The sequence below is a fragment of the Actinacidiphila sp. bgisy144 genome, from assembly GCF_057708105.1.
The window spans coordinates 195,805-208,033 of record NZ_JBYIRM010000010.1 but is presented as its reverse complement, the minus strand read 5'-3'; the positions used below and the strand labels follow the sequence as shown (position 1 = coordinate 208,033).

At 73.1% G+C, this 12,229-nt stretch carries 10 protein-coding genes; 7 read left to right on the top strand and 3 right to left on the bottom strand.

All coding sequences use genetic code 11. The features are described 5' to 3' along the window. Nucleotides 1–163: 163 nt before the first annotated feature. The 4 genes from AC3EVP_RS14720 to AC3EVP_RS14705 all read left to right on the top strand — a co-directional run bounded on the left by AC3EVP_RS14720 (nt 164) and on the right by AC3EVP_RS14705 (nt 4,278). Nucleotides 164–1,318: a sensor histidine kinase gene (locus AC3EVP_RS14720; RefSeq protein WP_335978961.1), complete on the top strand. Its 1,155-nt coding sequence runs from the start codon at nt 164–166 to the stop codon at nt 1,316–1,318. Further along, nucleotides 1,315–1,974, top strand: coding sequence for a response regulator transcription factor (locus AC3EVP_RS14715; protein ID WP_435130200.1), 660 nt, complete (start codon nt 1,315–1,317; stop codon nt 1,972–1,974). The genes AC3EVP_RS14720 and AC3EVP_RS14715 overlap by 4 nt, the downstream gene beginning before the upstream one ends. Before the next feature lie 94 nt (nt 1,975–2,068). Next, the gene (locus AC3EVP_RS14710; RefSeq protein WP_435130197.1) at nt 2,069–2,578 is read left to right on the top strand and encodes a DUF485 domain-containing protein; all 510 of its coding nucleotides are present in this window, start codon (nt 2,069–2,071) and stop codon (nt 2,576–2,578) included. Between the two features lie 62 nt (nt 2,579–2,640). Beyond that, nucleotides 2,641–4,278, top strand: coding sequence for a solute symporter family protein (locus AC3EVP_RS14705; protein WP_435130244.1), 1,638 nt, complete (start codon nt 2,641–2,643; stop codon nt 4,276–4,278). 13 nt (nt 4,279–4,291) lie between these two features. Here AC3EVP_RS14705 and AC3EVP_RS14700 read toward each other — a convergent pair whose 3' ends face one another. Then, the gene (locus tag AC3EVP_RS14700) at nt 4,292–5,254 is read right to left on the bottom strand and encodes a ferredoxin family protein (RefSeq protein WP_435130194.1); all 963 of its coding nucleotides are present in this window, start codon (nt 5,252–5,254) and stop codon (nt 4,292–4,294) included. Nucleotides 5,255–5,339: 85 nt separating this feature from the next. After that, on the bottom strand, nt 5,340–7,787 hold the full coding sequence (locus AC3EVP_RS14695) for a DNA gyrase/topoisomerase IV subunit A (protein ID WP_435130191.1): 2,448 nt from the start codon (nt 7,785–7,787) through the stop codon (nt 5,340–5,342). A gap of 256 nt (nt 7,788–8,043) precedes the next feature. On the opposite strand from AC3EVP_RS14695, the gene AC3EVP_RS14690 reads away from it, so the two are divergent. The 3 genes from AC3EVP_RS14690 to AC3EVP_RS14680 all read left to right on the top strand — a co-directional run bounded on the left by AC3EVP_RS14690 (nt 8,044) and on the right by AC3EVP_RS14680 (nt 11,728). After that, on the top strand, nt 8,044–9,396 hold the full coding sequence (locus AC3EVP_RS14690; protein ID WP_435130188.1) for a M16 family metallopeptidase: 1,353 nt from the start codon (nt 8,044–8,046) through the stop codon (nt 9,394–9,396). Next, nucleotides 9,393–10,778: a M16 family metallopeptidase gene (locus AC3EVP_RS14685; RefSeq protein ID WP_435130185.1), complete on the top strand. Its 1,386-nt coding sequence runs from the start codon at nt 9,393–9,395 to the stop codon at nt 10,776–10,778. Before AC3EVP_RS14690 ends, AC3EVP_RS14685 begins: the two co-directional genes overlap by 4 nt. Before the next feature lie 275 nt (nt 10,779–11,053). Then, nucleotides 11,054–11,728 carry a GntR family transcriptional regulator gene (locus AC3EVP_RS14680; protein WP_435130182.1) on the top strand — a complete coding sequence of 225 codons (675 nt, stop codon included), beginning with the start codon at nt 11,054–11,056 and terminating at the stop codon, nt 11,726–11,728. A 211-nt stretch (nt 11,729–11,939) separates the two neighbouring features. Here the strand turns inward: AC3EVP_RS14680 and AC3EVP_RS14675 are convergent, their stop codons facing one another. Then, the gene (locus tag AC3EVP_RS14675) at nt 11,940–12,221 is read right to left on the bottom strand and encodes an HPr family phosphocarrier protein (RefSeq protein WP_335978977.1); all 282 of its coding nucleotides are present in this window, start codon (nt 12,219–12,221) and stop codon (nt 11,940–11,942) included. Between the last annotated feature and the right edge of the window lie 8 nt (nt 12,222–12,229).

Sequence of the window (12,229 nt, the reverse complement as noted above, 5' to 3'; positions counted from 1 at the left end):
CGTCTACGGAGGCACGTGCCATGTCCGGTCCGGTCCATGCGTTGGTGGTTGTCGCAGCCGTCGCGTCTGTCGCGTCCGTCGCCGGCCCCGCGATGTCCCCGATAAGCGGGCGGGCGCTCTTCGGGCGGGACCGGCCCCGCACACCGTTGCGGTGCACGGTCTCATGAGCACCTGGACGGCCTGGCCGTCACGCGAGGCGCTCTCCCGCGACCTGCGGCCGCAGGCGCGGCGGCAGGTCGGTCGGGGCATCAGGGTCGCGCTGATGGCCGCGGCGCTGTGGGCCGTGGTCGCCAAAGGCGGGCTGCGCCCGTGGGCCGCCGTGGGCGCGTGCCTCGGTTTGCTGGTGCTGTACGGGGTGGTGTGGGCCTACTTCCGGACCACGCTGCGGCACCGGCTGTGGCCCGCGCTCGGTATGGCCGCGCTGCTGCTCGCGGGGGGCGCCATCGCGACGGCGGTGGACGCGCCGCTGCCCGCGGTGCTGCTGTGGTGCGGGTCCGCGGTGCTGGCACTGGAGCGGCTGCCCCTGGCAGCGGGGATACCGGTGGCAGCGGCCTCGCTCACCCTGTTCGTGGTGCTCGACCGGGCGGACAGCTGGTTGGTGACGATGCTGACCGCGCTCGGGGTGGCACTCGTGGGCTACACCGTGCGGCTGGACGCGGAAGCACGGGGGCACACCCAGCGGCTGCTGGCCCAGGAGCGGGCCGCGCGGAAAGCCGAGGCGGAGACGGCCGCGCTCGCCGAACGGGCCAGGATCGCCCGGGAGATCCACGACGTGCTCGCACACAGCCTGTCCGCGCAGACCGTCCATCTGGAGGCGACCCGGCTGCTGATCGAGCGGGGCGAGGACCGGGAGGTGGTGCTGGAGCGGGTGGTGGCGGCCCGGCGGATGGCCCGGGAGGGGCTGGCGGAGACCCGGCAGGCACTGTCCGCGCTGCGCGGGGAGATGGCGCCGGTGGAGGAGTTCCTGCGGGAGTTGGTGGCGTCGGAGGGAGCGCGGTTGGAGGTGGACGGGCAGCCGCGGCGGCTGCCGGCCGAGGCGGGGCTGACGGTGCGGCGGGTCGCCCAGGAGGCGATGACGAACGTGCGGAAGCACGCGCCGGGTGCGGACGTCGTGCTGCGGCTGGAGTACCGGCCGGACGAGGTGGAGTTGGAGTTCCGGGACTTCGGCGGCAGATCGCCTGTGGATAACTCTCTGGGCGTTTCCGGATCGGGCTACGGTCTTCGTGGAATGAGGGAGCGCGCCGAACTGCTGGGCGGCGCGCTGGATGCCGGACCGGTGGAGGAGGGCTTCGTGGTGCGCTTGCGGGTGCCCGCATGACGCGGGTGGTGGTCGCGGACGACCAGACGGTGGTGCGTGGGGGGATCGTGATGCTGCTGGGGCTGCTGCCCGGGATCGAGGTGGTGGGAGCGGCGGGCGACGGGGAGGAGGCGGTGCGGCTGGTGGCGCAGCAGCATCCGGACGTGGTGCTGATGGATCTGCGGATGCCGCGGTGCGACGGAGTCGAGGCGACCCGGAGGATTCGGGTCGGGTATCCGGGCACGCAGGTGGTGGTGCTGACGACGTACGCGGACGACGACTCGTTGTTCCCGGCGCTGCGGGCCGGAGCACGGGGCTATCTGACGAAGGATGCGGGCGGTGAGGAGATCGCGAGGGTGATTGCCGATGTGACGGCAGGGCGGGCGGGATTGTCGTCGTCGGTGCAGCGCCGGGTGCTGGATGTGCTCGCACAGGGTGAGCCCGCGGCGGCGAGGCTGGTGCGGCGTGAGGGAGAGGAGTTGCCTGACGGGCTGACGATACGGGAGGCAGAGGTGTTGGCGCTGGTTGCCGAGGGGCTGTCCAACGCGGAGATCGCCGAGCGGTTGCACGTCAGCATGGCCACCGTGAAGACGCACATCAACAACCTGTTTGCCAAGACCGGGGCACGCGATCGGGCTCAGGCCGTGGGATACGCCTACCGGCACGGGATCACCTGATGGTGTGAAGGTTTGGGCATGTTGGTTCTGGATCTTCCCGGTCTGCCCATGATGGGCCGCACGACCGACCGGTCGGCGGATCGAGGAGATTTCGGTGGACGAGCACGGCGGGGGAGACCCGGGGACGCTGGGGGTGGACAGCCCGTGGCGACAGGCCGCGGTGGCACGGCAGTGGACGCCGGTGCCGGATACGGATGCGGGGTCGGGCGCGGTCAGAGAGCAGGTGACACCGCCTGTGGTGCTGCCGAGGGCGCGCTCGGCGGACGAGGCGGACGCGCGGGCGGCGGTGTACCTCGAGGTGCAGCACAGCGCGGCGTTCAGCCAGGTGCGGGACCGCTACCGGGGGTTCGCGTTTCCGGCGGCGGCGGCGTTCGTCACCTGGTACCTGGTCTACGTGGTGGCAGCAACCACCGCACCGGGTGTGATGGCCCGCCGGGTGGTGGGCGAGTTGAACGTGGCGCTGGTTGCGGGGCTGGCGCAGTTCGCGACGACCTTCCTGCTGACCTGGGCGTATGCGCGGCATGCGCGGCTGCGGCGGGACCAGGCGGCGCTTGACCTTCGGTGGACGCTGGCCACCAGGACCGGGCAGGAGCGGGTGCGGTGACAGGGCAGTTGACGGGGCAGTTGGCGGGGCAGCTGGTGGGGCAGCGGGCCGAGGTGGCGTACCTGGCCGATACGACCGGGGACCACCAGGGGCTGGCGATCGTCCTGTTCACGGTGTTCGTGTCGGTGACGCTGGCGATCACGGCGTGGGCCGGGCGGCGGCGCAGTTCGTCGGAGGAGTTCTTCGCCGGCGGGCGGCTGTTCACCCCGGCGGAGAACGGGTTCGCGATCGCCGGGGACTACATGTCGGCGGCGTCGTTCCTCGGGATCTCCGGGCTGATCGCGCTGTTCGGCTATGACGGGCTGCTGTACTCGGTCGGGTTCTTCGTGGCGTGGCTGATCGTGCTGATGCTCGTCGCCGAACTGGTGCGGAACGTCGGCCGGTACACGCTGGCCGATGTGCTGTCGGCGCGGCTGCGGCACCGGCCGGTGCGGATCGCGGCGGGGACGGCGTCGGTGACGGTGTCGATCCTGTACCTGGTGGCGCAGATGGTCGGGGCGGGCAGCCTGGTCGGGCTGCTGCTCGGCGGTACCGGGGCGGCCAGGACCTGGACGGTCATCGGGGTCGGGGCGCTGATGGTGGTCTACGTGTCGTTCGGCGGGATGCGGGCGACCACGTGGATCCAGATCGTCAAGACCGTGCTGCTGATGGGCGGGACGGTGGCGCTGACGGTGATGGTGCTGGTCAAGTACCACGGCAACGTGGACGGGTTGCTGCGCTCGGCGGTGACGGGGAGCGGGCAGGGCGACGCGTTCCTGGCGCCGGGGCTGAAGTACGGGATCAGCGGGACGTCGCGGCTGGACTTCATCAGCCTGGGACTGGCGCTGGTGCTGGGCACGGCCGGGCTGCCGCACATTCTGTCGCGGTTCTACACGGTGCCGACGGCGCGTTCGGCGCGGCGGTCGGTGGTGTGGGCGATCGGGCTGATCGGGGCGTTCTACCTGATGACGATCGTACTGGGCTTCGGGGCGGCGGCGATGGTCGGTTCGGACACCGTGCGGGCGTCGAACGAGGCGGGCAACACCGCGGTGCCGCTGCTGGCGGAGGCCCTGGGCGGTGGGTCGGGCACGACCGGCGGCGCGGTGCTCTTCGCGGTGGTCGGGTCGGTGGCGTTCGCGACGATCCTGGCGGTGGTGGCGGGGATCACCCTCGCGTCCTCCGCCTCGGTGGCGCACGACCTGTATGCGACGGTGCGGCGCGCACCGCGCCATGCCGCGGCCCGGGGCGACGCCGGGAACCCGGGCGGCCGGATGGAGGAGGACGAGGTACGGGTGGCGCGGTTCTCGGCGGTCGGCATCGGTGCGGTGGCGATCGCGCTGAGCCTGCTGGCGCAGGATCAGAACATCGCGTTCCTGGTGGGGTTGGCGTTCGCGGTGGCGGCGTCGGCGAACCTGCCGTCGTTGCTCTACTCGCTGTTCTGGCGGCGGTTCACCACCAAGGGCGCCGTGTGGTCGATCTACGGCGGGCTGCTTCCGGCGCTGACCTTGGTGGTGCTGTCGCCGGTGACGTCCGGACGGGCCGACTCGCTCTTCCCGGGGGTGGACTTCCACCTCTTCCCGCTGGAGAACCCCGGGTTGGTCTCGATTCCGCTCGGGTTCTTCGCCGGCTGGCTGGGCACGGTGCTGACCCGGGAGCCGGCGGACGAGGCCGCGTTCGCGGAGACCGAGGTGCGGTCGCTGACGGGAGCGGGCGCGGTGTAGGGCGCCCACGGGGTTACGGGGCCGGCGTTCCCGGGGCGGTCTGCTCGATGGACTCGACGTCCATCCGGGCGGGCGTGCCGAGGGCGGCCCCGCAGCTTTCGGGGCGCGGGGGAGTGGCGGCGTGCTGGGCGACCAGCGCCCGCCACTCCCGTCCGTCGGTGTGCCGTACGTGCACCGACCAGGCGGCGGACTCCGCTGCCGGGTTATCCGGGCGGACATTGTGGACCGGATCGGCGGAGTGCACCGCCAGCGCGTCCGCGCCGTCCTCGCCGATGAGCGCGCGCACCGCCAGGTCAGCGGCCTGCCCCGGCCGGGACCAGCTGGAGCGGCCTCGGCACCCTTCGAGGGCGATACGGCCGGAGTGCGCGGCGGTCAGCGCGGCCTTGGCGGTGGCGGCGTCCAGGCGGCCATAGGCATAGCCGTGCGGGAGGACCAGCATGGTCGGGGCGAAGCGGTGGCCGCCGAGATGGGTGGTCTCCCACACGTCGAGGCTGCTGTCGGCGGCGAGTTCGGCGGCGAGCGGGCGGCCCTGGACGGCGCAGCAGCGGTCGCGGGTGCCGTTGGTGCAGACGAGGGCGATCGGCGGGTGCCCGGGACCGTCGGCGGGGGCGCCGAAGCCGGCGGGCAGGCCCGCGCCGAGCGCCTGGAAGTCCAGGGCGGCCAGGTCGGCGGGGTCGGCCACGTCGGTGCTGCGTACCCAGGAGCGCCCGGGCGCGGTGTGCGCGGCGATGACCCGGTGGCGCGGCCGGCGGGTGTCGGCGTGCCGGCCGGGACGGCGGATGAGGCCGAGCCGGACCCCGGTGCCGTCGGCGAGCCGCTCCAGCTCGCGGCCCAGTGCCGGGTCGAGGTGGCTGGCCCGGAGTGCCTTGGCGCCCCAGGGCCCCGGCTGCTCGATCAGCAGCCAGGTCCGTGCGGTTGCCGCGGTGGCGGCCGTCGGTTCGGCCAGTTCGATCGAGGCACTGGTGCAAAGACTCACCCCGCCGAGCCTAGTGGGCGCCGCCGCCGCGCCCGTGCGGCTCCCTGTGCCCGGGGTTGGCTCGGCCCCGGGCACAGGGTCCGGATCACGCCGGGCCTGCGACCGCCGCCACCGGCTTCGCCAGGGGCACCCCGGAGCCGTCACGGCGCGGGTCCTTCGGGGGCAGTTCGGCGGGCGCCCCCGTGGAGGTGGCCGCGCGGGCGGGCGCGGGACCGGCCCAGGCCAGCAGCAACCCGTTCTCGCCGCGCAGGAACCGCTGGCAGCGCACTCCGCCGGTGGCCCGCCCCTTGCGCGGGTACTGGTCGAACGGGGTCAGTTTCGCGGTGCCCTCGCCCCCGTCGTCGAGGGTGCCCTCGGAACGGGCCACGGTGAACACGACCGCCTCCACGGCCGGATCGACCGCGGTGAAGGAGATCACCCGGGCGCCATCGGCGAGCTTGATGCCCGCCATACCGCCCGCCGGGCGGCCCTGCGGCCGGACCTGCCCGGCCGGATAGCGCAGCAGTTGGGCGTCGTCGGTGATGAAGACCAGGTCCTCCTCACCGGTGCGCAGTTCCACCGCGCCCACGAGGGTGTCGCCCTCCTTGAGGGTGATGACCTCCAGGTCGTCCTTGTTCGCCGGATAGTCCGGCACGACCCGCTTGACCACGCCCTGCGCGGTGCCGAGCGCCAGCCCGGGGGAGGACTCGTCGAGCGTGGTCAGGCACAGCGCCCGTTCCCCGTCGTCCAAGGCCACGAACTCCGACAGCGGCGCCCCGCCGGCCAGCGAGGGCGCGCCCGCGGTGTCCGGCAGCATCGGCAGGTCGATGACGGTCAGCCGCAGCAGCCGGCCGGTCGAGGTCACCACGCCGAGGTCGGAGCGCGCGGTGGTCGACACCGCGGACAGGATCACGTCGTGCTTGGCGCGCTTGGCCGAGGTGTCCTGCTCCGGTCCGCCGGCCGCGGTGCGCGCCAGCAGGCCGGTGGAGGACAGCAGCACCCGGCACGGGTCGTCGGCGACCTCCAGCGGCACCGCGGCGGCCGGCGTGCCCGCCGACTCCAGCAGCACGGTGCGCCGCTCGGTGCCGTACTTCTTCGCGACCGCGGCCAGCTCCGCCGAGACCAGCTTGCGCAGCTCGGCGTCCGACTCCAGGATGCGGGTCAGCTCGGCGATCTCCTCGTTGAGCCGGTCGCGTTCGGCCTCCAGCTCGATCCGGTCGAAGCGGGTCAGCCGGCGCAGCGGGGTGTCGAGGATGTACTGCGTCTGGATGTCGGACAGGCCGAACCGCGCCATCAGCCGTTCCTTGGCCTGCGCCGCGTTCTCGCTGGAGCGGATGATGGAGATGACCTCGTCGATGTCGACGAGCGCCACCAGCAGGCCGTCCACCAGGTGCAGCCGGTCGCGGCGCTTGGTGCGGCGGAACTCGCAGCGGCGCCGGACCACGGTGAAGCGGTGGTCGACGTAGACCTCCAGCAGCTCCTTGAGGCCCAGCGTGAGCGGCTGGCCGTCCACCAGGGCCACGTTGTTGATGCCGAAGGAGTCCTCCATCGGCGTCAGCTTGTAGAGCTGTTCGAGGACGGCCTCGGGGTTGAAGCCGTTCTTGATCTCGATGACCAGCCGCAGCCCGTGCTCGCGGTCGGTGAGGTCCTTGACGTCGGCGATGCCCTGGAGCTTCTTGGCGCCGACCATGTCCTTGATCTTGGCGATGACCTTCTCGGGCCCGACGGTGAAGGGCAGTTCGGTGACGACCAGGCCCTTGCGGCGCGGGGTGACGTCCTCGACGGCCACGGTGGCGCGGATCTTGAAGGTGCCGCGGCCGCTCTCGTACGCGTCGCGGATACCGGACAGCCCGATGATCCGGCCGCCGGTGGGCAGGTCGGGCCCGGGGACGTGGCGCATCAGCGCGTCGAGGTCGGCGTTCGGGTGGCGGATCAGGTGCCGGGCGGCGGCGACGACCTCGCCCAGGTTGTGCGGCGGCATGTTCGTGGCCATGCCGACCGCGATCCCGGACGAGCCGTTGACCAGCAGGTTCGGGTAGGCGGCCGGCAGGACCTCGGGCTCCTGCTCCTGGCCGTCGTAGTTGGGCGCGAAGTCGACGGTGTCCTCGTCGATCGACTCGACCATGAGCTGGGCCGGGCCCGACATGCGGGCCTCGGTGTAGCGCATCGCGGCGGGCAGGTCGTCGAGCGAACCGAAGTTGCCGTGCCCGTCGACCAGCGGCAGCCGCTGGGAGAAGGGCTGCGCCATCCGCACCATCGCGTCGTAGATCGACGCGTCGCCGTGCGGGTGCAGCTTGCCCATCACCTCGCCGACCACGCGGGCGCACTTGACGAAGCCGCGCTCGGGGCGCAGGCCCATCTCGTTCATCTGGTAGACGATGCGGCGGTGCACCGGCTTCATGCCGTCACGGGCGTCGGGCAGCGCGCGGGCGTAGATCACCGAGTAGGCGTACTCAAGGTAGGAGCCCTTCATCTCGTCCACGACGTCGATGTCGAGGATGCGCTCCTCGAAGTCGTCGTCCGGAGCCGGGCTCTTCGTCGTGCGGCGGGCCATCTCGGCGGCGCTCCTTTGCCTTGCGTGGTGCCTACAGGTGCGTGGTGCTGGTGCGGGCGGTACTTCGTTCGGGTGCTGCGGCAGGCGTACGCCGCGGTGCGGCGCGGTCCATTGTGGACCGCGGCACCGACAGCGCGGACCGCGACCCGGCACGGAGGACGTTCCGAGCGGGAACTTCGCGCAGCGCGGGCACGCTTGCCTAGAGTGGCAGCACTCTACGCAGTCACGCAGCAGCGACCGGAAGGACAGCTTGCCCATGGGTCACACGGCCACCCCGGAGGCACACTCCAGCGGCCTGACAGCCACCGAGCACCGCCTGGCGAACGGCCTGCGCGTGGTGCTCTCCGAGGACCACCTCACCCCGGTCGCCGCGGTATGCCTCTGGTACGACGTCGGTTCGCGCCATGAGGTCAAGGGCCGCACCGGCCTCGCCCACCTCTTCGAGCACCTGATGTTCCAGGGCTCGGCCAACGTGCAGGGGAACGGGCACTTCGAGCTCGTCCAGGGCGCGGGCGGTTCGCTCAACGGCACCACCAGCTTCGAGCGCACCAACTACTTCGAGACGATGCCCGCCCACCAGCTCGAACTCGCCCTGTGGCTGGAGGCCGACCGCATGGGCAGCCTGCTGACCGCGCTGGACCAGGAGAGCCTGGACAACCAGCGGGACGTGGTGAAGAACGAGCGCCGCCAGCGGTACGACAACGTGCCCTACGGCACCGCCTTCGAACGCCTCAGCGCGCTCTCCTTCCCGGACGGGCACCCCTACCACCACACGCCGATCGGCTCGATGGCCGACCTCGACGCGGCCTCGCTGGAGGACGCCCGCGCCTTCTTCCGCACGTACTACGCGCCCGGCAACGCGGTGCTGTCGGTGGTCGGCGACATCGACCCGGAGCAGACGCTCGCCTGGATCGAGAAGTACTTCGGCACCATCCCGGCGCACGACGGCAAGCCCGCGCCGCGCGACGGCTCGCTGCCCGACCTGGTCGGCGAGGGCGTCCGCGAGGTCGTCGAGGAGGACGTCCCCTCGCGCGCCCTGATGGCCGTCTACCGGCTGCCGCACGACGGCACCCGGGAGAGTGACGCCGCCGACCTGGCGTTGACGGTGCTGGGCGGCGGCGAGTCCTCCCGCCTGCACAACCGGCTGGTACGCCGGGACCGCTCCGCGGTCACCGCCGGGTTCGGCCTGCTCCGGCTGGCCGGGGCGCCCTCGCTCGGCTGGCTGGACGTCAAGGCGTCCAGCGGCGTCGAACTGCCCGTCATCGAGGCGGCCGTCGACGAGGAGCTGGCCCGCTTCGCCGAAGAGGGGCCCACCGCCGAGGAGATGGAGCGCGCGCAGGCCCAGCTGGAGCGCGAGTGGCTGGACCGGCTGGCCACGGTGGCCGGCCGCGCCGACGAACTGTGCCGGTTCGCCGTGCTGTTCGGCGACCCGCAGCTCGCCCTCACCGCGGTGCAGCGGGTGCTGGACGTGACGGCCGAGGAGGTCAGGGCGGTCGCCGCCGCGCGGCTGCGCCCCGACAACCGGGCCGTCCTCGTCTACGAGCCCACCGCGGGCAGCGCCGAGCAGCAGGACGACCAGGACGAGCAGGGAGAGGGTGCCGAGGCATGAGCGACACCGCCGCCACCATGACGTTCCACCCGCAGCCGCAGGCCGGCGAGCCCAGGCCGTGGGCCTTTCCCGCCCCCGAGCGCAGCACCCTGGCCAACGGCCTGACGGTGCTCACCAGCCACCGCCCCGGCCAGCAGGTCGTCGCGGTCGAGGTGCTGCTCGCCGCCCCGCTGGCCGCCGAACCCGAGGGCCTGGACGGGGTCGGCACCATCATGGCCAGGGCGCTGTCGGAGGGTACCGACCAGCACTCCGCGGAGGAGTTCGCCGCCGAGCTGGAGCGCTGCGGCGCGACGCTGGGCGCGCACGCGGACCACCCGGGCGTGCGGGTCTCCCTCGAAGTGCCCGCGTCCCGGCTGGACAAGGCGCTCGACCTGCTCGCCGAGGCACTGCGGGCCCCGGCCTTCGCGGACGACGAGGTCAAGCGGCTGGTCGCCAACCGGCTCGACGAGATCCCGCACGAGCTGGCCAACCCCGGCCGCCGGGCCGCGATGGCGCTGTCCAAGGAGCTGTTCCCGCCCGAGGCGCGCAACTCCCGGCCCCGGCAGGGCACCGAGGAGACAGTGCGGCGGATCGACGCGGCCGCCGTGCGCGCCTTCTACACCGCGCACGTGCGGCCGGTCACGGCCACCGTCGTGGTGGTCGGCGACCTGACCGGGATCGCGCTGCCCGCGCTGCTGGAGAGCACCCTGGGCCGCTGGACCGGCGCCAAGGCCGAGCCGCCGGCCCGCCCGGCGATCACCGCCGACGACACCGCCCGCGTGGTGATCGTGGACCGGCCCGGCTCGGTGCAGACCCAGATGCTCATCGGCCGGACCGGACCGGACCGCCAGGACCCGGTGTGGGCCGCGCAGGTGCTCGGCACCTACTGCCTCGGCGGCACCCTCACCTCCCGGCTGGACCGGGTGCTGCGCGAGGAGAAGGGCTACACCTACGGGGTGCGCGCCTCCGCCCAGGTGCTGCTGTCCTCCGCGGACGGCACGGGCGCCGCGATGCTGGCCATCAGCGGCTCGGTCGCCACCGAGGTGACCGGCCCGGCGCTGGCCGACACCTGGCGGGTGATCCGCGAGCTGGGCGAGGGCGGGCTGACCGACGCCGAGCGCGACGTGGCCGTGCAGAACCTCGTCGGGGTGGCGCCGCTGCGCTACGAGACCGCCGCCGCGGTGGCGGACACCTTCGCCGACCAGGTCGAGCAGGAACTGCCCGACGACTTCCAGGCCGCGCTGTACGCCCGGCTGACCGAGACCGGCACCGTGGAGGCGACGGCCGCGGTCGTCAACGCCTTCCCGCTCGACCGCCTCGTGGTGGTCCTGGTCGGCGACGCGGCCGCGATCACGGAGCCGGTACGGGAGCTGGGCATCGGCCCGGTGACCGTCGTCTCCTGACCGCTGTCCGACTGCTGTCCGATCGCCGTTCGGCCGCCGTGTCGTGAACGGCGCCCGCCGCCGCACGCACGCCCCACCGGAACCCCGGCCCGCCCACCCCGGCGCGCCGGGGTTCCGGCGTCACCGCCTTTGCGCCTTCACGCCCCCGCTGTCCGAAAACGAACCGGACTTTCCGGTAATTCGGGGGCTGCTTTCCCAACCGCCCCCTGCTGCAATAGAGTCGCGGCAGAACGCTTACGGGGAGAGAGCGGAGTTCGTGTGATGCGGAAACGGATGTGAACGGCGCGGGGGGCACCGATCGGCGTATCTCGGCCCAGGTGGTGTGTACGGCGATCCGCGACGACATCGTGGGCGGATTCTTCCCGCCCGGCAGCCGCCTGACCGAGGAACTGCTCGCGCAGCGGTACGGGGTGTCGCGGGTGCCGGTGCGCGAGGCGCTGCGCACCCTGGAGTCCGAGGGCTTCGTCCGCACCCGGCGGCACGCCGGCGCGTCGGTGGCCGAGCCGACCGAGCAGGAGGCCGCGGACCTGCTGGAGCTGCGCGGCCTGCTGGAGCCGCTGGGCGCGGCGAGAGCGGCGCAGCGGCGCGGCGAGGCGCACCTGAAGGTGCTGCGCGGCCTGGTCAGACTGGGCCAGGAGCGGGCGGTGCAGGGCCAGCTGTCGGATCTGCCGGCCCTCGGCGGCTGGTTCCACGAGACACTGGCGCAGGCGTCCGGCAGCCCCACGCTGGCCGCGCTGCTCACCCAGCTGCGGCACAAGATCGCCTGGGTGTACGGCGGGGGCAGCGCCGACCGCGCCGCGCAGGCGTGGGAGGAGCACGCGGCGATCGTGGACGCGGTGGCCCGCGGCGACGCCGAGCGGGCCCGCCGGCTGGCCGCGCTGCATGTGGAGCGCGCCACCGCGGTGAGAACCCCGAAACACGCCGTACACGTGGGGCGCCGCCGCGCTTAACAATGGCGCCGTATACAAGAACGTGAATTGCTCTCCCCGGTCGCGCCGGAAAACCGGGCCGGTCGGCACCCCGGTGTTTTTCGGGCGGTGGCCGGGTGCGGATTGCGGGCGCTCTTTCCGACTGGATATGCGAGGGCCGGTGAATTCCGCCGCGCCGGGGGAATTCCGTGCGCCCGCGGCCCGGCCGCGGCCCGCCCGGGGAGCGGGGCGCTCAGACCGTCTCGGGCAACTCCTCCAGGCCCTCGGCGACGAGCTTCACCAGCCGGTCCAGCGCCGCCTCGGCGCCCTCGGCCGGCGAGTCGAGCACGACCTCCTCGCCGCCCTGCACCCCCAGGCCCAGCACCGCCAGCATCGAGCGGGCGTTGACCGGTTCGCCGCCGGCCCGGGCGATCGTCACCGGCACCCCGGCGGCCGTCGCCGCGCGCACGAAGATGGAAGCGGGGCGGGCGTGCAGGCCGTCCGCCCAACCGACGTTGACGTGCCGCTCAGCCATGGTGAAGC